The following is a 22,045-nucleotide window of genomic DNA, read 5'->3' as shown; positions in this document are numbered from 1 at the left end:
ATTTCAGCGTCCCGTTTCTGCAATTGAAGGGCGGTATCCGGCAAGTTATTTTGAAAACGCTTTTTTGGCCGGGGCCTTTTTATATAATGAACCCAACACAGCCAAAGAGGTGAACGAAATGAAGGGGAAAAAAGAATATGGCTTTTTAACTCAGGCATTTATTTTTGCTGTTATTATGTTTGTTTCAAACGGAATCGCCGCGATTCTGCCCATCCCGATTCCTCCGTCTGTCATCGGCTTGGTGATGTTGTTTGCATTGCTGTGTGCGAACGTGTTGAAGCTGGAACAAGTCGAATCGCTTGGCACGGCGCTCACTTCGCTGATCGGTTTTTTATTCGTTCCGTCGGGTATATCAGTGATGAACTCGCTCGGTGTCATGGAGAAATACGGGCTGCCGATCGTCCTCGTGATTTTCCTGGCCACCGTCATTCTGCTTGCAGCGACAGGCTTGTTTTCACAGTTCATCCTGTCTGCAACAAAGGACCGTCAGGACAACCGGGTTGAATCAGCCAAAAAAACAGCTTCTTGAATCGATAGGAGGTTATTAACGCTATGACACCTTATTTCGGTATTGTCGTTTCACTGGCCGCATTTGGCATCGGCACTTTTTTATTTAAAAAATCAAATGGTTTTTTCTTGTTCACGCCTCTGTTTGTCGCGATGATTCTTGGGATTGCATTTTTAAAAATCGGCGGTTTTTCATATGAGGACTACAAGAGCGGCGGAGACATCATTAAGTTCTTTTTGGAGCCCGCCACGATTGCGTTTGCCATTCCTTTATACAAACAGGTGGAAAGCCTGAAAAAATATTGGCTGCAAATCCTTGGCGCCATTATTGCGGGCTCTGTCTGCTCGGTTGCTGTCGTCTATCTGATCGCAAACGCGCTCCATCTTGACGGAGCCGTCATGAAAAGCATGCTGCCTCAGGCCGCCACGACGGCGATTGCGCTTCCTTTATCAAAAGGAATCGGCGGCATTCAAGATATCACGGCCTTCGCCGTCATCTTTAACGCAGTGATCGTCTATGCGCTTGGCGCGCTTTTTTTGAAGATCTTCAAAGTGCAGCATCCGATCGCCAAAGGGTTGGCGCTCGGAACATCAGGACATGCCCTCGGCGTCGCCGTCGGAATTGAAATGGGGGAAGTCGAAGCGGCAATGGCGAGTATTGCAGTTGTCGTCGTCGGCGTCGTGACCGTGTTTGTCGTTCCGTTATGTGTCCAAATGATCGGCGGATAGAGCCGGTGAAAGAAAAATAAAAAAATAGCATTGCTATTTCAAATGTGTCCTGATATAATAGCAAATGTTGTGATAAATTTTATATCTTGACTTGCAGGATTTGTTTATGTAAGATGGATAATGAATTGAATATATATCAACAAGCAGAAGCACCCGCTTCTCACCTGATTGACACATTCTTGTAGTTGGCAGGTTAAACGTACATTTCTTATTTTTCTATGCAATGTTCGCAGTGTGGGTGTTTCGATGCCCGCACTTTTTGTTTGCCTGTGGAATGCAAAGAAACGGTCAAAATGAGTTGTGAAATCAATTCAAAGATTCTATGGAGGTGGCTCATTATTAGCAAAGATCAATTGGTTAATGAGGGTATCCGTGCGCGTGAAGTTCGTTTGATCGGACAAAATGGCGATCAGCTTGGGATCAAATCCCGCCAGGAAGCACTGGAAATTGCGGGTCGCGCAAATCTTGACCTTGTGTTGGTTGCAGCAAATGCAAAACCGCCTGTATGCCGGATCATGGACTACGGAAAGTACAGATTCGAGCAGCAGAAGAAGGAAAAGGAAGCACGCAAAAATCAAAAAATCATTAACTTAAAAGAAGTTCGGCTGAGCCCTGGTATTGAAGAACATGATTTCAATACAAAGCTTCGCAACGCCATCAAGTTCCTGGAAAAAGGGGACAAAGTGAAAGCGTCTATCCGCTTTAAAGGCCGTGCGATCACGCACAAAGAAATCGGACAGCGCGTGCTGGACCGTTTCTCAGAAGCCTGCGCGGAAGTGGCGACTGTTGAAACGAAGCCGAAAATGGACGGCCGCAGCATGTTCTTGGTGCTCGCGCCTAAAACTGAAAAGTAATTAAGGAGGAAACATCCATGCCAAAAATGAAAACTCACCGCGGATCTGCGAAACGTTTTAAAAAGACAGGTTCCGGGAAACTGAAACGTTCTCATGCATATACAAGTCACTTGTTCGCAAATAAATCTCAAAAACAAAAGCGCAAGCTTCGCAAAAGCGCAGTCGTAAGCGCCGGCGATTTCAAACGCATCAAGCAGCAGCTTGCCAACATTAAGTAATTCGGAAAAGGTATAATTAGGAGGGAAATCTAATGCCAAGAGTAAAAGGCGGAACTGTTACACGCAAACGTCGTAAAAAGGTTCTCAAATTAGCAAAAGGTTATTTTGGTTCAAAACATACATTATATAAAGTAGCTAACCAGCAGGTTATGAAATCAGGAAACTACGCTTTCCGTGACCGTCGTCAGAAAAAACGCGATTTCCGCAAACTGTGGATCACTCGTATCAATGCTGCAGCACGCATGAACGGTCTTTCTTACAGCCGTTTGATGCACGGTCTTAAGCTTTCCGGTATCGAAGTAAACCGCAAAATGCTTGCTGACCTTGCTGTAAATGATTTGAACGCATTCAATCAGCTTGCAGACGCTGCTAAAGCGCAATTGAATAAATAATTGAAAAAGGCCGGAACCCGGCCTTTTTCTTTTGTTGTTAGAAGCTACTCGTGCGGGATGTGAAACGGTTCGTGAGACCGGCCGCCGCAAGCCCCAACCGCGAAACAAGGAGAAATGAACAATATGACTCTCATATGGATTTACGCGATCCTCATAAACGGATACGGCTTTTTCTTAATGAAAGCAGACAAGCAAAAAGCGGTCACTGGGAAATGGAGGGTATCTGAGCGCCGCATCTGGCTCGTTGCGGCCGCTTTCGGATCCGCAGGCGTCTGGTTCGGGATGATGCGGTTCAGACATAAGACAAAACACCTTTCCTTCAGGCTTGGCATTCCTTTTTTGCTGGCCGTGCAAGCCGTTTTGACCTATTTTTATATGATGAATTAAAAAAGCAGATGAGGCTTATTGCTCTTCTGCTTTTTTGTTTCTCCACTTTTGAATGTTCGAATCCCAGTCGATTTTGCAATCGGGATAGTGGGCTTTAATGTTTTCTTCCAATTCTGCGAAGTCTTCTTCCATGAAAGAGCTGAGCTTTTCTTCAGGCGCTTCCGTCCATACAAAAATCGTATGGATGAACAGCGGATGGTCTTTTGAAGGAATGTGTTTTTCTCCTTCGAAAAGCACGCCTTTAAATGTCAGCTTGAGATTTTTGCGTGCATTTTTCTGTTCGTCCAAAAAATAAAAGTGTTTTTTGGCCTGTGCTGATTTCAGCCTTCTGTCCGGACTCCCCAAAAATTGAACGGCCCTGTACACGACGTAAACCAAAAGCGCCAGCAAAGCCAGTCTCAATATGATGACAATCATGTTAAAACAGAACCTCCCTTGAACGTAATTTTGAGTATATCCCAATATATACGAACCAGTTCCCGCGAGGTTTCATTTTTTAACCAAAAAAGCTGTACAGAATATTGGTCGTATTGAAAAGGGATGTTTCTGTATAATAGTAAATGAGGGTTAATTAAGGAGGCTGTATAGAGATGGCAAAGCTTGATGAAACATTGACGATGCTAAAGGAATTAACAGATGCAAAAGGAATTCCTGCAAATGAAAAAGAACCCAGACAAGTCATGAAATCGTACATAGAACCGTTTGCCGACGAGGTTACGACAGACAGACTGGGAAGCTTAATCGCTAAAAAGACCGGACAGGCTGACGGACCGAAGATTATGATTGCCGGCCATCTTGATGAGGTCGGTTTTATGGTTACGCGGATCGATGACAGGGGTTATCTCCGCTTTCAGACGGTTGGAGGCTGGTGGAGCCAGGTCATGCTGGCGCAGCGTGTGACGGTCGTGACGAAGAAAGGCGACATCACCGGTATCATCGGTTCAAAACCTCCTCATGTCCTGTCTCAGGAGGCAAGAAAAAAATCGGTGGATATTAAAGATATGTTTATCGATATCGGAGCGTCGAACAGAGAGGAAGCGATGGAGTGGGGCGTTCTTCCGGGAGACCAGGTCGTTCCTTACTTTGAATTTACGGTGATGAATAATGAAAAAATGCTGCTTGCCAAAGCATGGGACAACCGTATCGGCTGCGCGATCGCGATCGATGTGCTGAAAAACCTGAAAGGAGCGGATCACCCGAATGTCGTCTACGGTGTCGGAACCGTACAGGAAGAAGTCGGACTGAGAGGCGCGAAAACCGCCGCGCATACGATCAAGCCTGATATTGCTTTCGGTGTTGACGTGGGAATCGCGGGTGATACGCCGGGTATTACGGAAAAAGAGTCGACAAGCAAAATGGGAAAAGGCCCGCAGATCATCCTTTATGACGCTTCAATGGTGTCTCATAAAGGGCTTCGCGACTTTGTCACGAATGTTGCAGATGAAGCCGGCATTCCGTATCAATTTGACGCCCTCTCAGGTGGAGGAACAGATTCGGGCTCGATCCACCTTACCGCGAACGGAGTGCCTGCTCTGTCGATCACGATCGCGACAAGGTATATCCATACGCACGCAGCCATGCTTCACCGGGATGACTATGAACATGCGGTAAAATTAATTACCGAAGTGATTAAGCGATTGGATAAAGAGACGGTTCAAAATATTACGTTTGACTGATGAAAGATGTGGCTGACAGGCTTATTTTATAAGCTGTCAGCTTTTTTTGTAATGTCAAAGACAGCGTTTACATATATAAACATTGTTCGAAAAATTGACAAAGAAAGGGAGGCATTGTTTTTTCATTTACAAGAACAGGGGAGTGTGATTTGAATGAAAAATGTGTTGCGGAGAATCTCTTTGACAGGATTGATGTTCGGACTGCTGCTGGCTTTTTTGATGCCTGAATCAGGCAAGGCTGCGTTTTGGGACACAAAGGGGGACAATTTCATCCATGACCCTTCCATCATTAAAGAGGGAAATACGTGGTATACATTTGGAACCGGGCTCGGTACAGGGCTGCGTGTCATTAAGTCAACCGACGGCAGAAACTGGAGTGCTGCCCCGAGTATTTTTCCAGCTCCATTGTCCTGGTGGAAGATGTACGTACCAAATCATGAACCGCATCAGTGGGCGCCGGATATCAGCTACTATAACGGCCGGTATTGGCTGTATTACTCTGTATCGTCTTTCGGTTCAAACACATCAGCGATAGGACTCGCATCGACAGACCGGATTTCATCCGGCAAATGGCGGGATGACGGGCTGGTCATCAGATCGACATCCGGTGATCAGTTTAATGCCATTGACCCTGATCTGGTTATTGACAAAGACGGGAATCCATGGCTCTCATTCGGTTCCTTTTGGACCGGCATCAAGCTGACAAGGCTTGATAAAAACACGATGAAGCCGACGGGAAGTCTGTATTCGATCGCCTCAAGGCCGAATAACGGCGGAGCGGTTGAAGCGCCGAACATTACCTACAAAGACGGCTACTATTACTTATTTGTCTCGTTTGACAGCTGCTGTAAAGGGGTGAACAGCACATATAAAATAGCGTACGGCCGTTCAACGAGCATTACGGGACCCTATTATGATAAAAGCGGCAAAAATATGATGAACGGCGGAGGGACGATCCTGGATTCCGGCAATGACCGCTGGAAAGGGCCGGGACATCAGGATGTTCTGAACAACTCGATCCTTGTCAGACACGCTTATGACGCGTTGGACAATGGTGTATCGAAGCTGCTCATCAACGACTTGTACTGGGATTCCCAAGGGTGGCCGACTTATTAACAGATGACGGGCGATTTTTCCGCCCGTTTTTTTGTTCTGAAATCTGTCAAAAAAAATAAAAAACACACTGGAAATTAAATTGACAGTTTTTTTCAAAATGATATAATGAAGTTGTTCGTACAAATATGTTTTTGAGTTTAGTTGTACGTACATATAGTCGTGATAAGTTTGAGAATAAGGTATATCCATATTTTTTTGTAAGCGTTTTAATAGTTTGCTAATCTTTACACAGAAACCTTAAAGAAGAGGAGGAAGCTATTTGATTCAAACAAAGACGCATGTATTTTGGTTTGTGACAGGCAGCCAGCATTTATATGGAGAAAAGGCCGTACAAGAGGTGGAAGAGCATTCCAAAATAATCTGCAACGGATTAAATGACGGACATTTAAGGTTTCAAGTCAAGTACAAAGCGGTGGCCACTTCGCTGGACGGCGTCAGAAAACTGTTTGAAGAGGCGAACCGGGACGAGGAGTGCGCGGGCATCATTACCTGGATGCATACGTTTTCACCGGCGAAAATGTGGATTCCGGGCCTGTCCGAGCTGAATAAGCCGCTGCTCCATTTTCATACCCAATTTAACCGGGACATTCCGTGGGATAGAATCGACATGGATTTCATGAATATTAATCAGTCTGCACACGGCGACCGCGAATACGGCTTTATCGGAGCGAGATTGGGCATTCCGCGAAAAGTCATTGCCGGGTATTGGGAAGATAGAGACGTCAAACACTCGATCGACAAATGGATGAGCGCAGCGGTCGCATATATTGAGAGCCGTCATATCAAAGTCGCCCGATTTGGGGACAACATGCGCAATGTGGCGGTAACAGAAGGAGATAAGATTGAAGCGCAGATTCAGCTTGGCTGGTCTGTCGACGGATATGGAATCGGCGACCTCGTCACAGAGATCAATACTGTATCAGAACAAAGTCTGAACGAGCTCATCTCCGAATATGAGGAGCTTTATGAGTGGCCGGAAGGCGAAGAGGCAAGGGAATCCGTCAAAGAGCAGGCGCGGATCGAGCTTGGATTAAAGCGCTTTCTTTCGAATGGGGGCTATACGGCCTTTACGACAACCTTTGAAGACCTCCACGGTATGAAGCAGCTTCCAGGTTTGGCCGTTCAGCGCCTGATGGCCGAAGGCTACGGTTTCGGAGGAGAAGGAGATTGGAAAACGGCTGCGCTCGTCAGGATGATGAAAGTGATGGCCGGCGGAAAAGAAACGTCATTTATGGAGGATTACACGTACCATTTTGAACCGGGCAATGAAATGATTCTCGGCTCCCACATGCTTGAAGTGTGCCCGTCGATTGCCGATCACAAACCGAGAATTGAAGTCCATCCGTTGTCAATGGGTGCAAAGGACGATCCGGCGCGGCTCGTGTTCGACGGAATTGCAGGCCCTGCGGTCAATGTCTCTCTCATCGATTTGGGCGGCCGTTTCAGGCTTGTCATCAATGAAGTGGAAGCTGAGAAGGTTCCGCATGATATGCCGAATCTTCCGGTGGCGCGCGTACTTTGGAAGCCGCAGCCGTCTTTGAGAACATCGGCTGAAGCGTGGATTTTGGCTGGCGGTGCGCACCATACATGCCTTTCGTATCAGCTGACAGCCGAGCAGATGCTCGATTGGGCCGAAATGTCAGGCATTGAAGCGGTGTTGATCAATCGCGATACGACGATTTTAAATCTTCGCAATGAACTTAAATGGAGTGAAGCTGCATATCGGCTTCGCAAGTTTTAAGGGGGTGAAGGCTTATCCCTTACACAATCGGAGTTGACTTTGGAACATTGTCAGGACGCGCTGTTCTCGTCGATGTCCGGACAGGTGAGGAAATCGCGACAGCTGTCAAAGAGTACACACACGGGGTGATAGACCGGGAGCTCCCCGTCTCAAAGCGGAAACTTCCGCGGGACTGGGCGCTCCAGCATCCGGCTGATTACATTGAAGTGCTGGAGGAAACGATTCCGAGCCTTTTAAAGCAGTCGAAAGCGGATCCGAAAGAAATCATCGGCATCGGAATCGATTTCACGGCTTGCACGATTTTGCCCGTTGACGAGAACGGCACTCCTCTTTGCATGAGGGAAGAGTATGCGTCAGAACCGCACAGCTATGTCAAGCTTTGGAAGCACCATGCTGCACAGGAGCAGGCGAATCGCTTGAATCAAATCGCGGAAGAAAGAAATGAACCTTTTCTTCAAACATACGGCGGGAAAATTTCTTCCGAGTGGCTCGTTCCAAAAGTGATGCAAATCGCGGAAGAAGCGCCTGTTATTTATGATGCTGCAGCCGAGATTATGGAAGCGGCCGACTGGATCGTCTATATGCTGTGCGGAACTAGAAAGCGCAACAATTGTACAGCGGGTTATAAAGCGATTTGGAACAATAAAAGCGGCTATCCTTCTGATGATTTCTTCGCAAGCCTGCATCCGAAGCTGAAAAATATCGTTCGCGAAAAATTAACAGAGGATATTTATTCTGTAGGTGAAAAAGCGGGCGGACTGACTGAAGAAATGGCCGGGAAGACAGGGCTTCTGGCTGGTACGGCGGTCGCTGTCGCAAATGTTGATGCGCATGTGTCAGTTCCGGCGGTCGGCATCACAGAGCCGGGCAAGATGCTGATGATCATGGGAACGTCTACCTGCCATATGCTGCTCGGTGAAGATGTCAGAATGGTGCCGGGAATGTGCGGTGTTGTTGAAAACGGGATTCTCCCGGGCTATGTCGGCTATGAAGCAGGCCAATCGTGCGTCGGCGACCATTTTCATTGGCTGATTCAACACTTTGTACCAGAAGCGTATATGAAAGAAGCTAAAGCCGAAGGGATTTCCATTTTCGAACTGCTGTCTCAAAAAGCTGACCGTCTCCAAATCGGCGAAAGCGGTTTGCTTGCATTGGATTGGTGGAACGGAAACCGTTCAACACTCGTTGATGCCGATCTGACAGGCATGCTGCTCGGTATGACGCTTGCCACTAAGCCTGAAGAGATATACCGTGCATTGGTTGAAGCGACTGCTTACGGGACGAGGATCATTATTGAAACGTTTAGACAAAGCGGCGTGCCGATCGAGGAGCTGTATGCCGCAGGAGGAATCGCCGAAAAAAATCCGTTTATCATGCAGATTTACGCGGATGTCACCAACATGGAAATCAAAATATCCGGATCTCCGCAGGCGCCGGCTTTAGGTTCCGCGATATTCGGAGCGCTCGCGGCCGGAAGCGTGAACGGCGGTTATGACCATATCGAAGAAGCAGTCGCACATATGGGCAAGATCAAGGATCAAACGTACAAACCAATTCCTGAAAACGTTGCCTTATACGATCGGCTTTATACGGAATACAAGGAGCTTTACACGTACTTCGGAAAGCAAAACAACGTGATGAAACGCCTTAAAAAATTGAAAAACATCCAGTCCATTAGTTCTGACACCGGTAAAGCGATGGCTTAAAGGGAGGAGAAAACTGTGCTGGAATCTTTGAAAGAACAAGTATTAAAAGCGAATTTGCAACTTGAAGAATACCGTCTTGTCACCTTTACATGGGGAAATGTCAGCGGTATTGACCGGGAGAATGAGCTGGTCGTCATCAAACCGAGCGGTGTCAAATACAGCGATTTGAAAGCCGAAGATTTAGTGGTTCTGAATATGGACGGCGAGATTGTAGAAGGGGATCTGAAGCCGTCTTCCGATACGCCGACACACCTCTATCTTTACCGGCAGTTTCAGTCGATCGGCGGGATCGTCCATACGCATTCTCCGTGGGCGACAAGCTGGGCGCAGTCAGGGAAGGATATTCCGTCACTCGGAACGACTCATGCCGACTACTACCACGGTGACATTCCGTGTACAAGAGAAATGAATCCTGAGGAGATCAGAGGTCAATACGAGTTGAATACAGGAAAAGTGATTGCCGAGACGTTCCGGCATCTGGACCCCCTGGCGATGCCCGGCGTTCTCGTGAACAATCACGGGCCGTTTTGCTGGGGGAAAGACGCCTTGGCGGCCGTACACAATGCTGTCGTCTTGGAAGAAGTCGCGAAGATGGCGTACCGCTCCCTGATGCTGAATCCGTCTCTTGAGCCGATTAAGAGCGCTTTGCAGGATAAGCACTATTTTCGCAAGCACGGGGCAGACGCGTATTACGGCCAATAGAGGAGGGAAGCTGTCAATGAAAGATTTGATCTCTTATGTGAAAGACACTTTGGGTGTATGCGAATGCGGAGCTGTTCATCATCCGCTTACAGTCGAAAAAATCGCGATCGGCGGCAAAGCTGTTGAGCAAGAATTGCCCGCTTTCGTGAAATATGCTTCCTATAAAAAAGCCGCTGTCATTTATGATGAAACGACCGGACGGATAGCCGGTAAGCGGATTGCGGCTCTTCTTGAAGAAACGGCTGAAACGGTTCATGTTCTGCTGGAAGCTAATGAAGCGGGCGATGTGACGGCGGATGAGCAAACATTAGTGAGTGCATTGATCGGTGTACCGATTGATGCGGATGTACTAATTGCGGCCGGAGCGGGCACGATTCACGACATCGTCAGGTTTTGCGCCTATCAGCGCGGCATCCCGTTTATTTCAGTTCCTACGGCTCCGTCGGTTGACGGTTTTACTTCAGCCGGAGCACCGCTGATTTTAAAAGGAAAGAAACAGACGGTTCAAACGACAGCGCCGATCGCGCTTTTTGCCGATTTGGAGCTCTTGTGTCAAGCGCCGCAGAACATGATAGCCGCAGGTTTTGGCGATATGCTCGGCAAGGAGACGTCGCTTGCGGATTGGGAAATTTCCCGCCTGATTGCCGATGAGCCGTATTGCCCGGCCGCCAGCCGGCTCACGAGGGAAGCGCTTGATCAATGCCTTGACCGAAAAGATGACATCGCCGCCAAGACGCGCGATGGGATTAAGAAATTGATGGAATCACTGATCCTTTCTGGTCTTGTCATGCTGGTTCTCGACCATTCAAGGCCGGCTTCCGGCGGCGAGCATCATCTTTCCCACTACCTTGAAATGAAAGCGTTGGAGAACAATAAGCGGCAAGTGCTCCACGGTGCTAAAGTCGGCTGCAGCGCCATCATGCTGACTGACATTTACCGATCTCTTATCGGTACAAGCCTGGGTGATCAACACGCTGAGCAAGCGATTCGCTCCGTTTATGAAAAGCTTCCTGACGGTAAGAAAATGGCAGAGTGGATGAGGCGTATCGGCGGGCCTGTATCTTTCAAAGAACTCGATGTTGAAGAAGAGCTGGTGAGAGAAGCGCTCGCATACGCCCATCAGCTCAGAGACCGGTATACAGGACTGAAAATCATCAATCAATACGGCCTTTTGCCGGGGCTTTTAGGCAAAGGACCAGGCGTGAAAGGGGTTAAAATGTGAAAAGGTTCCTTTCATCTATCTTTATGGTCACGGTCGCTGCATGTCTGCTTTTATCGGGGTGCAAGGCAAGTCCAGCCTCTGATCAAGCGGACGGCACCGAATTGACATTTTGGACATTCAACGGCCTTCATGAACAGTTTTATGCTGAGATGGTGAAAGAATGGAACAAAAAGTATCCCGAGCGAAAAATCAAATTAAATACAGTGGTGTATCCGTATGGACAGATGCATGACAATTTATCAATCTCGCTTTTAGCCGGGAAAGGGGTTCCAGATATTGCCGATGTTGAGCTGGGGCGCTATTCGAACTTTTTGAAGGGCTCTGACATTCCTCTTACAGATTTAACGCCGCTTGTGGATGGCGACCGCGACAAGTTTGTTGAAGCGAGGCTGACGCTCTACAGCAAGAACGGCAAGCTTTACGGACTTGACACACATGTCGGAACAACCGTGATGTATTACAACATGGAAATGATGAATAAAGCAGGCGTTGATCCGGACGACATCAAAACGTGGGAAGATTACAGGGAAGCGGGCAAAAAGGTCGTCAAAGCTCTCGGAAAGCCGATGACAACGATTGAAACGACCGATCCGAATTCATTTCTGCCGCTGGTTTCCCAGCAGGGATCCGGTTACTTTGATGAGCAGGGGCGTTTGACATTAAACAATGAGACAAACGTAAAAACGCTCGAATTTTTAAAGACTTTAATTGAGAAAGACAAAATTGCCGTCACAACGCCCGGAGGTAATCATCACAGTGAAGAATACTACGGGTTTATGAACCAAGGCGGCGCGGCGTCTGTCTTAATGCCGATCTGGTATATGGGCCGTTTTTTGGATTATATGCCTGACTTGAAAGGGAAAATCGCGATCAGACCGTTGCCGGCATGGGAAGAAGGGGGAGACCGTTCAGCGGGAATGGGCGGAACGGCCACCGTGATTCCAAAACAGGCGAAAGAGGTCGATCTGGCCAAGGATTTCTTGAAATTTGCCAAAGCATCGAAAGAAGGCAACATCAAGCTGTGGACCGTGCTCGGATTCGATCCGCTCAGATGGGATGTGTGGGACTCGGACGAATTGAAAAAACCAAATCAATATACAGAATACTTTCAAAACGGACAACACATCTTTTCCGTGCTTCTTGACATAAAAGATGAGATCAATCCGCTTTACCTTACTGAGGATTATGCGAAGACATCTGATCTCGTCAACAGAAACGTCCTGTACGAAGCGCTCAAAACGAAGAGCAAAACACCGAAAGAAGCATTGGACAAAGCAGCAGCTGAAGTGAAAGGGCAATAGTCTTTCATTACTGTAAAGCGAGGCGATAACTTGAAGACTGTTAAAACAGATACAGTGCATTCGTTTCCGCCGGTGAGCAGAAAAAGAAAGATCAGACGATTATTATATTCAGCAAAAGCCGCACCCTACATTTTCACAGCACCTTTTGTACTCTCCTTCTGCATATTTTTTCTTTATCCGCTTATCAGCGTCGTCATCATGAGCTTTCAAAGCATTCTCCCCGGGGAAGTCCGCTTCATCGGGACGGAGAACTATCAAGCATTAAACAATCCTACATTTTATACCGCACTATTCAACACCGTAAAATACACCTTTTGGACATTGCTGATTTTAATACCTGTTCCTCTTATTCTGGCAGTCTTTTTAGATTCTAAACTCGTAAAGTTTAAAAACGTGTTCAAATCGGCTTTATTCATCCCGGCTCTGACGTCAACCATTGTGGCGGGGATTATTTTCAGGCTGATTTTTGGAGAAATGGATACATCGCTGGCGAATTCGATATTGGCTAAGTTTGGAGCTTCGCCGTACAACTGGCTGAACAACGAACATACCGGCATGTTTTTAATGGTGATGCTCGCATCCTGGAGATGGATGGGAATCAATGTCCTGTACTTTTTGGCGGGCTTGCAGAACGTTCCGAAAGAATTATATGAAGCTGCCGAAATCGACGGCGCAGGCACGTTCAAGAAGTTTTACCATATTACGCTTCCGTTTTTAAAGCCCGTCAGCGTCTACGTGCTGACGATCAGCATCATCGGCGGCTTCCGGATGTTTGAAGAAAGCTATGTGCTGTGGCAAAACAACTCTCCGGGCAACATCGGCCTGACGATGGTCGGATACATTTATCAGCAGGGGCTTGCCTACAACAACATGGGCTACGGCTCGGCGCTCGGCATCGTGCTCTTGATCATCATTTTCATCTGCAGCCTCATTTCATTAAAGCTGTCTGGATCTTTTAAAAAGGAGGGCTATTAATGCGTCCTGCCAGAGGCCTCAACATTGCGAAAGTTGCTCTGTTTCTGCTGTTTGCGATACTAAGCTTTTTGTTTGTGTTTCCGCTTTTCTGCCTTGTGCTCGGCTCGCTCAAACCATCTTCGGAATTGCTGCGCTTCGGCTTGAATTTAAAGCTGAGCCCTGAAATCCTGAGCCTTGACAATTACACATACTTGTTTAACGGAGGAAGCATTTATTTTCAATGGTTTTCGAACAGCTTGATTCTCGTGGTGATATCCACCGTGCTGACGCTCTTGTTTTCTTCAATGGTCGGATACGGGCTTGCCGTCTACGACTTTAAAGGAAAAAATCTCTTGTTTGTAGCTGTGCTCCTGATCATGATGGTGCCGATCGAAATTCTCATGCTGCCTTTATTTAAAATGACGGTTTCTCTTCATATTGTCGACACATACGCCGGTGTGATTCTGCCGTTTATCGTCTCGCCTGTCGCCGTGTTTTTCTTTAGACAGTATGCGCTCGGCCTGCCGAGAGATTTGCTTGATTCCGCGAGAATGGACGGCTGCACAGAGTTCGGCATTTACTTCAGGATTATGGCGCCCTTGATGAAGCCGGCATTTGGAGCGATGATCATTCTTCAATCCTTGAACAGCTGGAACAACTTCTTATGGCCACTGATCGTTTTGCGATCGAAAGAAATGTTTACGCTCCCCATCGGACTGTCCGCTTTGCTCAGTCCGTACGGGAACAATTATGACATGTTGATTTCGGGTTCTGTGCTGGCGATTCTGCCCGTGATTCTCATTTTCCTGTTCTTCCAGAAGTACTTTATATCAGGTTTGACGGCGGGCGGAATTAAAGGCTGATCCACTATATATCATCTTGAAAGGAATGATTTAACATGACTGCACACAAAGCGAAGATGACGATTGACAAGGAATATAAGGTGGCAAAGGTTGATAAGCGAATTTACGGATCCTTTATCGAGCATCTCGGCAGAGCCGTTTACGAAGGCATTTATGAGCCCGATCATCCTGAAGCTGACGAATCTGGCTTTCGGAAAGACGTTATTAAATTGGTCAGTGAACTGAAGGTTCCGTTTATCAGGTATCCGGGCGGAAATTTTGTCTCAGGTTATAACTGGGAGGACGGGGTCGGTCCTGTCGAACAGCGGCCGACAAGACTTGATTTGGCGTGGGCGACAACCGAGCCGAACTTAATCGGTACGAACGAATTTATGGATTGGGCAAAGCTTGTCGGGGCAGAGGTGAATATGGCCGTCAACCTCGGAACGAGAGGAATTGATGCCGCACGCAACCTGGTAGAATATTGCAACCATCCGTCAGGATCGTACTACAGCGACTTGAGAAAATCCCACGGATATAAGGAACCGCATAAAATTAAAACATGGTGCCTCGGCAATGAAATGGACGGTCCATGGCAAATCGGCCATAAAACTGCAGCCGAATACGGAAGACTTGCCGCTGAAGCCGCGAAGGTGATGAAATGGACGGACCCGTCGATCGAGCTCGTCGCCTGCGGAAGTTCGGGAAGCGGAATGCCGACATTCATCGACTGGGAAACGACCGTGCTTGACCATACGTACGAACACGTCGAGTACATCTCGCTTCACTCGTATTACGGCAACCGTGACAATGACCTTCCAAACTATTTGGCGAGATCGCTGGACATGGATCACTTTATCAAAACGGTCATCTCAGTCTGCGACTATATGAAAGCGAAAAAGAAAAGCAAGAAAACGATTCACCTTTCATATGATGAGTGGAATGTCTGGTATCACTCGAATGAAAAAGACAAAGAAGCTGAACGCTGGGCGAAAGCGCCGCACCTTCTTGAAGACATCTACAACTTTGAGGATGCGCTTCTCGTCGGCTGTATGCTGATTACGATGCTCAAGCATGCCGACCGCGTGAAAATCGCCTGTCTGGCTCAGCTTGTCAATGTCATCGCGCCGATTATGACAGACAAAGGGGGAGAAGCGTGGCGTCAGACCATTTTCTATCCGTTTATGCACGCTTCCGTCTACGGCAGAGGAACGGTATTGCAGACGGCGGTATCGTCTCCGAAGTATGATGCGAAAGACTTTACGGATGTGCCGTACCTGGAGTCTGTGTCTGTTTTCAATGAAGAAGCCGAAGAATTAACCGTTTTTGCCGTCAACCGCGCAACTGACGCCGGCCTTGAAATGGAAGCCGATATGAGAAGCTTTGAAGGGTACAGTGTCTCTGAGCACATCGTTCTGGAACACGAAGATCATAAAGCGACGAATGAAAAAGACCGCAACAACGTCGTTCCGCACAGCGGCGGAGACGCCAAAGTATGTGACGGCAGGCTGACGGCTCACCTTCCGAAACTTTCCTGGAATGTGATCAGAATGAAAAAAAGATGATCTAAAAAATCCGGCCGCTGTGCCGGTTTTTTTAGGTGTGAAAAGGTGTGCGCATTTATGTCGGAGAATACTATAAAACAGGAGGGGGGATATGATGAAGTCGTTTTTTTCGGCTGCATATTGCTTTTTGATGTACGCATTTATAGCATACCTTTGGCTTCTGTTTATCACGGCGGTCCTTGATCGGACCCGGTTTCTCAATCACTCATTTTTAGAGGCGGGCGTCATCTTGATCGGCACCATTTTGTTTTTTTCGCTGTCTCACCATCTCTCAGCTTCACTTGTCAAAACAAACATCAATCGAATCGGAGGGATCGCCGCTTTCTGTCTAGTCATGGCCGTTCATTTTTTTATTGTTCCGTTATGCTGACAGAAAAAAGGCGGATATCCGATGATACCCGCCAATTACGCCTTAAAAAAGGCAGCAGATGAAGCATGTGTCTATTTTATTCTTATTATTCCTATTAGTCAACTGGGTTTTGGGTGGTTTTGAAAATTATTCCTTTGTTTTAAGGACATGTTGATAAAGATCTGCTGCACTCTCTATTGGAATGTGGCTGATCGAAAACTTCATATTTTCTTTTCCTGAGGCAACGGCCAGCTTAATTGACGCTAAGTTTTTTCTCTCTTGCATAAATGTTTGGCTCAATGATGCCCATTGAATGCGTCCGCGTTTCATAATTGCCGTTTTCCGGGATAAAATTCCGTATTGCAAAGTTAAAAAACGGCTGCTTTGATTCCAGCCAATCATCCGATACCCTATCCACCCCAGGCTGAATAATCCGAGCGGCAGAACTGCAGCTAGATTGTGATAGTCGGAAGGTACAAACAGCCATATCGGTATGGCAAAAAGACAGCCGGCTATAAATGGCATAACCATATAGTGAATTTTCGCTCCCTTTGTGAGCGTTTGCAGATGGCCTCCTTTGCGGTAACCGGTAAACGGTTCAAGCATGGATTCGGCCTTTTCTTTTTTAACAAAAGGAAGTAGGGTGACGGTTTTACTGCTTTGCTCATTTGAACGATTGCGAATCACAACAGCTTTGATTGCTGCATACCCCAAGAATCGGTGAATCGGACGCTCAATGATGAGAATGGCCTGTATCCGGTCTTGTCCGATCATTCGTTTTTTCTTTTCAAACAGGCCCTGCTCAATCTCAATTTCTCCTTTGCTATTTTTCCTTAATGTGAATTGAAAATCACTTGCAAATGTGAGTAATAGCGAAAGCGCGAATGATAGAATAGCCATCAAGACCACCGTGATCATGATCCAGTTGGGGCCGAACCAGCCGGATAAGGAGGTGAACAAAGTGTCCCTGTCTCCTTCTTTCGATATATCCATATATTTTAGCAATCCCAATAATAACAGCGTAAATACAATCCCGACTTTAGGCGATAGCAGACTGTGTAAAATGAGGTTACTTTTAGATAATTGAAACATTGAGTCTTCAGCATGTTCGCTCGGCCTGTCTTTTGCTTCTGCTTTTAAAGCCGTCCGAATGCGCTGTTCTTCTTCTTTTGAAATGCAGCTGAGTGTGATGCCGGATTCTTCTCCTCCGGCAAGTTCAATTGTCAAAGTCCGGGTGGAAAATAAATGATCATATACACGAATCGCAGAATCAATTGATTGTATACGATCCGGCTGCACCCATCTTTTCTTGACGACAAGCAAACCGGATTCAACATATATCGCTTTCTCATGTATTTGGTAGGTAAATGACCGCCATTTTAATACACCAATCACGAAAAACGACATGATAAGGCATGAGCCTAAAGTGATATTGATGAGGAAAGCGGGAATGTCACCGCCCAGTTTATGAATACATAATACGAGCAGTGGAAATAACCAAATAAAGGAAAATGATTCTTTGATCGCTGTAGCGATAAAGTAAAGGACGGAAACCGGATGGAGACGATGTTTGATCAATGTGTCAGACTTGTTCATCGCATAACCTCGCATAGGCTTCAATTTCTTTGCGGATCGAATCGGCTGTTCCTTCGGCCAATCCCAGAATGTCGTGGCTGCCGGCTGCCGTTGATAAAGTCACTGTATATAAATTGTACTTTTTTAAAATAGGACCTTGTTTTGCTTCGACATGCTGGACTTTCCCCATAGGAATTAATACTTTTCGTCTGAAAATGATCCCTTTATGGATTTGAATACTTACTTCACTTAGGCGGTATCGCCACAAGTGACATTTCCACTTCGGCAAAAGATAAAGTTCAAACGGTACCGAGGCAACAGCTAAACATAATGTGACAGCCAATATCCATTTTGGCCAGCCGAATGTGATAGTAAAGTATAGCAATGCCAGAATCATGGCTGCATACACACATAAAGTGATCACACCTTCAAGCTTCCGTACGGCAACAATTTTCCCGTCCAATTTTTTAAATTCACCAGTGTTCACGATAGCCCCCCTATTTAGTTATTTTTCTTGTTGCATAATCGAACGTATCGACAATTTCTGATATCATGTCTTCCTTATCTGATATATCTTGATTTGCGATTTTGGTCCCAAGAGAATCGATGACGCTTCGGACGGTTCTGGCCATAATGTGCGGGGAAAACTGCCTGAAACTCCCTTCTGTTTCCTGTCCCCACTTAAAAATTTCAACTAATGGCTCATATATTGATTCATCTTCATTCTGGTAAAACAGCTCGCCGGTTTCTGTTCGTAGGTTGGATACCACCTCAATGATTGCGGTCACGTAAGCTCGGTGTTCATACATGAATCTGAGATTTGATTCAATGTATGCGCGCAGTGTCGCCGGCGCACTGTCTGAACCATCCATGAATTTTTCCATATAAGGTGCTGCAAGTCCGTAGCAATACTCAACAACAGCCTTCATAAGCTGCATTTTATTTCGAAAATGATACGTAACGACTCCTTTGCTGATTCCCCCCTTTTTCGCGATATTGCCGATCGAGGCATTCGCATAGCCTTCTTCCACAAGCACTTGAATAGCGTCTTCAATAATTTGCAGTCGTCTTTTTTGTGATTTCGTATTCATGGCTCAATTTTAGTACGATCGTGCTAAAGTGTCAATAAGAATATGAAATCAAACTGAGAGGTCCGGGTGCTCGTCTATAACAAAAGGAAGCTGTCATAAAAAGCGAAGATGGAGGCCGTGTCTTTTTTCGAAAAAAGATGATTGCGCTTACAAAAAATATGAGATATGTTAAAAAAGAAACAAAGGGGGGAGGAATTGGATGAATGCAATAACAATTGTGATCGCTTCCATCTGTATTTTGGCGATCGCCTATCGTTTGTACGGAACATTTATGATGGTGAAAGTGTTGAAGGTTGATGATGACAAGCCGACTCCTGCCCATCTCCAGAAAGACGGCAAAGATTATGTGCCGACGAACAAATGGGTGTCTTTCGGCCACCACTTTGCGGCCATCGCAGCCGCGGGGCCGCTTGTCGGGCCGATCTTGGCGGCGCAGTTCGGCTACTTGCCGGGACTGTTGTGGCTCTTGATCGGAGCGGTGATCGGGGGAGCCGTGCATGATATTGTCGTTTTATTTGCGTCCATGCGGAGGAAGGGAAAGTCGCTCTCAGAAGTGGCGAAAGAAGAGCTCGGGCCTGTTGCGGGATTTTGCACGGGGCTTGCGATGCTGTTTATTATTACGATCACGATGGCGGGGCTGTCGATGGTTGTGCTTCATGCGCTTGAACGCAATCCCTGGGGGACGTTCGCCGTTGCGATTACAATTCCGATCGCGATGGGGGTTGGTTTATTTTATAAAAAGACAGGCAACTTAAAATTAGCGTCAACCGGCGGATTTATTTTACTGATGGCCGGTGTCTTCATCGGACCGTCCATCGCGGAAACGCCGCTTGGAGACGCCTTGACGCTTGATACGAAAACGCTTGCTGTCGCACTTCCTGTCTATGCATTTTTTGCAGCTGCGCTCCCTGTATGGCTGCTGCTTGCGCCGCGCGATTATTTGAGCAGCTTCATGAAGATCGGGGTGTTTATCGCTTTGATTGCCGGGGTGTTCGTCGTCAATCCGGCGATTCCGTTTCCGGCGTTTACCGAGTTTACGGGCGGAGGGGGACCTGTATCACCTGGTCCGGTTTGGCCGTTTATTTCAATTACGATCGCCTGCGGTGCGATTTCCGGCTTCCATGCGTTTGTCGGTTCAGGCACGACGCCGAAAATGCTTGATAAGTGGAGCGATATGAAATTCGTCGGCTTTGGGGCGATGCTCGTTGAGTGTCTTGTCGGCATCATGGCGCTGATCGCGGCAACGGCATTGCAGCCGGGCGATTATTTTGCCATCAACAGTTCGCCTGAAGTCTTTCGGACGCTTGGCATGAATGTCGTCCACCTGCCTGAACTCAGCCGCGAAATCGGTCTCGATCTTGAAGGAAGAACAGGCGGAGCTGTTACCCTTGCCGTCGGCATGGCTTATATTTTTACGGATATTCCGTTTTTCAGCCATTTGGCCTCTTACTTTTTTCAATTTGTCATCATGTTTGAAGCCGTCTTTATTTTAACGGCGATTGATGCCGGTACAAGGGTGGCGCGTTATTTGATTCAAGACTTTTTCGGAGAAGTGTACAAACCGCTGAAAAAAACGGACTGGCTTCCGGGTTCGGTCGCAGCGAGCGCCGTTGCCTGTTTCATGTGGGGGTATTTGCTGTATTCAGGCGACATCAGCTCGATTTGGGCGCTGTTTGGCGTATCCAACCAGCTGATGGCATCCGTCGGTTTAATTATCGGCGCGACGGTCATTTTAAAAATAGCGGACAAACGGCGTTATATGCTGACATGTCTCATTCCGCTCGCTTATTTGTACGTAACGGTCAACTATGCGGGATACTGGATGATCAAAAACGTTTATTTTAATGCGGAAGCTGCCGGTTTCAGCGTTTTAAACGGCATTTTATCAATTATTATGCTGCTGCTGGGGCTGATGATCATGGCGGCTGCCATTAAAAAGTGGACGGAGATTTGGCGCGATCCGGCATTGCGGATGGAGCCTTCTATTCCAGGATGAAAATAAACCGGGGCCGTTTCAGGCCGCCGGTTTATTTCGTTTTTAATCCTTGTTCCAATGTCTCAAGCATTTCAGTTTTATCCGATTCAGTTGCGTGCTGCCAGATGACCTCGAACAACACACCTAATCCCGGAAGCATTTTTTCTTCACCGCTTTGGATCGCATCGACGATCGTGTGCTCAAGCTCTTCTTGCGAGTTTCCTGATACATTGGCAATAACGGCATGGCGCAAATTCAAATCCATCTTTTTTCACTCCATTTCATCAAATCTGATTTTCTATATTCTGCCTCGCTTTCGGGTTTATTATGTATCATTGATGAGATATAATGTGACTATTGCGAGACAAAGGAGTCAAAACGATTTGAAACGAATTGAATCAGCCAAAAATCAAAAAGTGAAGGATTGGAAAAAACTTCATACGAAAAAAGAGCGGACAAAAACCAATACTTTCTTAATAGAAGGCGAGCATCTCGTTGAGGAAGCGCTGAAGACACCGGGTGTTGTGAAAGAAATCATGGTCCGAGACGAAGCGGATTTCCCGGCCGCGCTTGATGAGTCTGTTGCCCGCTATATTTTGAGCGACGATGCTTTCTCGGCGATTGCCGAAACAGAGACACCCCAGGCTGTCGCCGCTGTATGCCGAATGCCTGAAAGCGGACCTTTTCAATACGAAAAGCTGCTGCTTGCGGATGCTGTGCAAGATCCGGGCAATTTAGGGACGATCATCCGGACGGCAGACGCGGCGGGGATCGATGCCGTTGTGATCGGACAAGGCACTGTCGACCCCTACAATGCCAAAACGCTCAGATCGGCTCAAGGTTCGCATTTTCACATTCCGATTTTAAAACGCGAGCTTTCGGAGCTGATTGAAGAGCTAAAGGGAAAAAGCGTCCCGGTATACGGCACAGCGCTGCAAGATGCCGTGCCATTTAGAGAAGCGGAGCCGTCGCAGTCATTTGCGCTATTGATCGGAAACGAAGGATCGGGGGTCGATCCGGCTCTCCTCGCACAGACCGACCAAAATCTGTACGTTCCGATCTACGGAAAAGCGGAGTCGCTGAATGTAGCGGCCGCAACCGCGGTCCTTCTTTATCATCTCCACGGATAACCGGTTGCACAGG

At 47.1% G+C, this 22,045-nt stretch carries 24 protein-coding genes and 1 other annotated feature; of the genes, 19 read left to right on the top strand and 5 right to left on the bottom strand.

Features of this window, described 5'->3' with window-relative positions:
• Nucleotides 1-118: 118 nt before the first annotated feature.
• The 6 genes from lrgA (at nucleotide 119) to M1D59_RS15765 (ending at nucleotide 3,087) form a co-directional block, all read left to right on the top strand.
• Nucleotides 119-529 (top strand): antiholin-like murein hydrolase modulator LrgA, encoded by a 411-nt coding sequence (gene lrgA / locus M1D59_RS15790; RefSeq protein WP_026579094.1) that lies wholly within the window; start codon nucleotides 119-121, stop codon nucleotides 527-529.
• Nucleotides 530-552: 23 nt separating this feature from the next.
• A complete protein-coding gene (lrgB, locus tag M1D59_RS15785; protein WP_075212766.1) occupies nucleotides 553-1,236 on the top strand; it encodes an antiholin-like protein LrgB in 684 nt (227 codons plus the stop codon).
• A gap of 135 nt (nucleotides 1,237-1,371) precedes the next feature.
• Nucleotides 1,372-1,504: a sequence feature (ribosomal protein L20 leader region), on the top strand.
• A gap of 67 nt (nucleotides 1,505-1,571) precedes the next feature.
• On the top strand, nucleotides 1,572-2,090 hold the full coding sequence (gene infC / locus M1D59_RS15780) for a translation initiation factor IF-3 (RefSeq protein ID WP_116523372.1): 519 nt from the start codon (nucleotides 1,572-1,574) through the stop codon (nucleotides 2,088-2,090).
• A gap of 17 nt (nucleotides 2,091-2,107) precedes the next feature.
• Nucleotides 2,108-2,308, top strand: a complete 201-nt coding sequence (gene rpmI, locus M1D59_RS15775) for a 50S ribosomal protein L35 (RefSeq protein WP_003184267.1) — start codon at nucleotides 2,108-2,110, stop codon at nucleotides 2,306-2,308.
• Between the two features lie 32 nt (nucleotides 2,309-2,340).
• Complete coding sequence (gene rplT / locus M1D59_RS15770) at nucleotides 2,341-2,700, top strand: 50S ribosomal protein L20 (protein WP_003184266.1); 360 nt, start codon at nucleotides 2,341-2,343, stop codon at nucleotides 2,698-2,700.
• 123 nt (nucleotides 2,701-2,823) lie between these two features.
• The gene (locus tag M1D59_RS15765; RefSeq protein ID WP_020452529.1) at nucleotides 2,824-3,087 is read left to right on the top strand and encodes a DUF1294 domain-containing protein; all 264 of its coding nucleotides are present in this window, start codon (nucleotides 2,824-2,826) and stop codon (nucleotides 3,085-3,087) included.
• A 15-nt stretch (nucleotides 3,088-3,102) separates the two neighbouring features.
• Here the strand turns inward: M1D59_RS15765 and M1D59_RS15760 are convergent, their stop codons facing one another.
• The gene (locus tag M1D59_RS15760) at nucleotides 3,103-3,504 is read right to left on the bottom strand and encodes a hypothetical protein (RefSeq protein ID WP_026579096.1); all 402 of its coding nucleotides are present in this window, start codon (nucleotides 3,502-3,504) and stop codon (nucleotides 3,103-3,105) included.
• A gap of 173 nt (nucleotides 3,505-3,677) precedes the next feature.
• On the opposite strand from M1D59_RS15760, the gene M1D59_RS15755 reads away from it, so the two are divergent.
• The 11 genes from M1D59_RS15755 (at nucleotide 3,678) to M1D59_RS15705 (ending at nucleotide 16,282) form a co-directional block, all read left to right on the top strand.
• Entirely contained in the window at nucleotides 3,678-4,763 is a 1,086-nt protein-coding gene (locus tag M1D59_RS15755; protein WP_020452527.1) for a M42 family metallopeptidase, read from the top strand.
• 153 nt (nucleotides 4,764-4,916) lie between these two features.
• Complete coding sequence (locus M1D59_RS15750) at nucleotides 4,917-5,879, top strand: glycoside hydrolase family 43 protein (RefSeq protein WP_026579097.1); 963 nt, start codon at nucleotides 4,917-4,919, stop codon at nucleotides 5,877-5,879.
• A 259-nt stretch (nucleotides 5,880-6,138) separates the two neighbouring features.
• Nucleotides 6,139-7,620: an L-arabinose isomerase gene (gene araA / locus M1D59_RS15745; RefSeq protein WP_101561174.1), complete on the top strand. Its 1,482-nt coding sequence runs from the start codon at nucleotides 6,139-6,141 to the stop codon at nucleotides 7,618-7,620.
• Between the two features lie 14 nt (nucleotides 7,621-7,634).
• Nucleotides 7,635-9,326 (top strand): ribulokinase, encoded by a 1,692-nt coding sequence (araB, locus tag M1D59_RS15740; protein ID WP_105980083.1) that lies wholly within the window; start codon nucleotides 7,635-7,637, stop codon nucleotides 9,324-9,326.
• 15 nt (nucleotides 9,327-9,341) lie between these two features.
• A complete protein-coding gene (gene araD / locus M1D59_RS15735) occupies nucleotides 9,342-10,028 on the top strand; it encodes an L-ribulose-5-phosphate 4-epimerase (protein WP_020452523.1) in 687 nt (228 codons plus the stop codon).
• A 16-nt stretch (nucleotides 10,029-10,044) separates the two neighbouring features.
• Nucleotides 10,045-11,250 (top strand): sn-glycerol-1-phosphate dehydrogenase, encoded by a 1,206-nt coding sequence (locus M1D59_RS15730; protein ID WP_256164703.1) that lies wholly within the window; start codon nucleotides 10,045-10,047, stop codon nucleotides 11,248-11,250.
• A 23-nt stretch (nucleotides 11,251-11,273) separates the two neighbouring features.
• On the top strand, nucleotides 11,274-12,551 hold the full coding sequence (locus M1D59_RS15725) for an ABC transporter substrate-binding protein (RefSeq protein ID WP_095291053.1): 1,278 nt from the start codon (nucleotides 11,274-11,276) through the stop codon (nucleotides 12,549-12,551).
• Nucleotides 12,552-12,581: 30 nt separating this feature from the next.
• On the top strand, nucleotides 12,582-13,526 hold the full coding sequence (locus M1D59_RS15720) for a carbohydrate ABC transporter permease (RefSeq protein WP_020452520.1): 945 nt from the start codon (nucleotides 12,582-12,584) through the stop codon (nucleotides 13,524-13,526).
• On the top strand, nucleotides 13,526-14,368 hold the full coding sequence (locus M1D59_RS15715) for a carbohydrate ABC transporter permease (RefSeq protein ID WP_020452519.1): 843 nt from the start codon (nucleotides 13,526-13,528) through the stop codon (nucleotides 14,366-14,368). Before M1D59_RS15720 ends, M1D59_RS15715 begins: the two co-directional genes overlap by 1 nt.
• A 35-nt stretch (nucleotides 14,369-14,403) precedes the next feature.
• Nucleotides 14,404-15,912, top strand: coding sequence for an arabinosylfuranosidase ArfA (gene arfA / locus M1D59_RS15710; protein WP_458117519.1), 1,509 nt, complete (start codon nucleotides 14,404-14,406; stop codon nucleotides 15,910-15,912).
• A gap of 94 nt (nucleotides 15,913-16,006) precedes the next feature.
• Entirely contained in the window at nucleotides 16,007-16,282 is a 276-nt protein-coding gene (locus tag M1D59_RS15705) for a hypothetical protein (protein WP_031304793.1), read from the top strand.
• Nucleotides 16,283-16,408: 126 nt separating this feature from the next.
• On the opposite strand, the gene M1D59_RS15700 is transcribed toward M1D59_RS15705, so the two are convergent.
• From M1D59_RS15700 to M1D59_RS15690, 3 genes are read right to left on the bottom strand one after another with little or no spacing between them, the layout of a single operon-like run.
• Nucleotides 16,409-17,857: a PH domain-containing protein gene (locus M1D59_RS15700; protein WP_458117518.1), complete on the bottom strand. Its 1,449-nt coding sequence runs from the start codon at nucleotides 17,855-17,857 to the stop codon at nucleotides 16,409-16,411.
• The gene (locus tag M1D59_RS15695; RefSeq protein WP_065643643.1) at nucleotides 17,844-18,323 is read right to left on the bottom strand and encodes a PH domain-containing protein; all 480 of its coding nucleotides are present in this window, start codon (nucleotides 18,321-18,323) and stop codon (nucleotides 17,844-17,846) included. The genes M1D59_RS15700 and M1D59_RS15695 overlap by 14 nt, the downstream gene beginning before the upstream one ends.
• A gap of 10 nt (nucleotides 18,324-18,333) precedes the next feature.
• The gene (locus tag M1D59_RS15690) at nucleotides 18,334-18,927 is read right to left on the bottom strand and encodes a TetR/AcrR family transcriptional regulator (protein ID WP_035338206.1); all 594 of its coding nucleotides are present in this window, start codon (nucleotides 18,925-18,927) and stop codon (nucleotides 18,334-18,336) included.
• A 199-nt stretch (nucleotides 18,928-19,126) separates the two neighbouring features.
• Between M1D59_RS15690 and cstA the strand changes: the two genes are divergently transcribed.
• Nucleotides 19,127-20,923, top strand: coding sequence for a carbon starvation protein CstA (gene cstA / locus M1D59_RS15685; protein ID WP_458117517.1), 1,797 nt, complete (start codon nucleotides 19,127-19,129; stop codon nucleotides 20,921-20,923).
• A gap of 31 nt (nucleotides 20,924-20,954) precedes the next feature.
• Here cstA and sspI read toward each other — a convergent pair whose 3' ends face one another.
• Nucleotides 20,955-21,167: a small acid-soluble spore protein SspI gene (sspI, locus tag M1D59_RS15680; protein ID WP_023855460.1), complete on the bottom strand. Its 213-nt coding sequence runs from the start codon at nucleotides 21,165-21,167 to the stop codon at nucleotides 20,955-20,957.
• 118 nt (nucleotides 21,168-21,285) lie between these two features.
• On the opposite strand from sspI, the gene M1D59_RS15675 reads away from it, so the two are divergent.
• Entirely contained in the window at nucleotides 21,286-22,032 is a 747-nt protein-coding gene (locus M1D59_RS15675; protein WP_023855459.1) for a TrmH family RNA methyltransferase, read from the top strand.
• Nucleotides 22,033-22,045 lie beyond the last annotated feature (13 nt).

This window comes from Bacillus sp. PK6-026 (genome assembly GCF_054161455.1).
The sequence above is the reverse complement of the archived record's forward strand: the minus strand, read 5'-3'. Positions and strand labels throughout refer to the sequence as shown.

Bases quoted from the DNA above. Each gene is read 5' to 3' on its own strand.
- lrgA (WP_026579094.1), top strand. From the start codon at position 119: ATGAAGGGGAAAAAAGAATATGGCTTTTTAACTCAGGCATTTATTTTT.
- lrgB (WP_075212766.1), top strand. From the start codon at position 553: ATGACACCTTATTTCGGTATTGTCGTTTCACTGGCCGCATTTGGCATC.
- rpmI (WP_003184267.1), top strand. From the start codon at position 2,108: ATGCCAAAAATGAAAACTCACCGCGGATCTGCGAAACGTTTTAAAAAG.
- rplT (WP_003184266.1), top strand. From the start codon at position 2,341: ATGCCAAGAGTAAAAGGCGGAACTGTTACACGCAAACGTCGTAAAAAG.
- M1D59_RS15765 (WP_020452529.1), top strand. From the start codon at position 2,824: ATGACTCTCATATGGATTTACGCGATCCTCATAAACGGATACGGCTTT.
- M1D59_RS15760 (WP_026579096.1), bottom strand. From the start codon at position 3,504: ATGATTGTCATCATATTGAGACTGGCTTTGCTGGCGCTTTTGGTTTAC.
- M1D59_RS15755 (WP_020452527.1), top strand. From the start codon at position 3,678: ATGGCAAAGCTTGATGAAACATTGACGATGCTAAAGGAATTAACAGAT.
- M1D59_RS15750 (WP_026579097.1), top strand. From the start codon at position 4,917: ATGAAAAATGTGTTGCGGAGAATCTCTTTGACAGGATTGATGTTCGGA.
- M1D59_RS15730 (WP_256164703.1), top strand. From the start codon at position 10,045: ATGAAAGATTTGATCTCTTATGTGAAAGACACTTTGGGTGTATGCGAA.
- M1D59_RS15725 (WP_095291053.1), top strand. From the start codon at position 11,274: ATGGTCACGGTCGCTGCATGTCTGCTTTTATCGGGGTGCAAGGCAAGT.
- M1D59_RS15715 (WP_020452519.1), top strand. From the start codon at position 13,526: ATGCGTCCTGCCAGAGGCCTCAACATTGCGAAAGTTGCTCTGTTTCTG.
- arfA (WP_458117519.1), top strand. From the start codon at position 14,404: ATGACTGCACACAAAGCGAAGATGACGATTGACAAGGAATATAAGGTG.
- M1D59_RS15705 (WP_031304793.1), top strand. From the start codon at position 16,007: ATGAAGTCGTTTTTTTCGGCTGCATATTGCTTTTTGATGTACGCATTT.
- M1D59_RS15700 (WP_458117518.1), bottom strand. From the start codon at position 17,857: ATGAACAAGTCTGACACATTGATCAAACATCGTCTCCATCCGGTTTCC.
- M1D59_RS15690 (WP_035338206.1), bottom strand. From the start codon at position 18,927: ATGAATACGAAATCACAAAAAAGACGACTGCAAATTATTGAAGACGCT.
- cstA (WP_458117517.1), top strand. From the start codon at position 19,127: ATGAATGCAATAACAATTGTGATCGCTTCCATCTGTATTTTGGCGATC.
- sspI (WP_023855460.1), bottom strand. From the start codon at position 21,167: ATGGATTTGAATTTGCGCCATGCCGTTATTGCCAATGTATCAGGAAAC.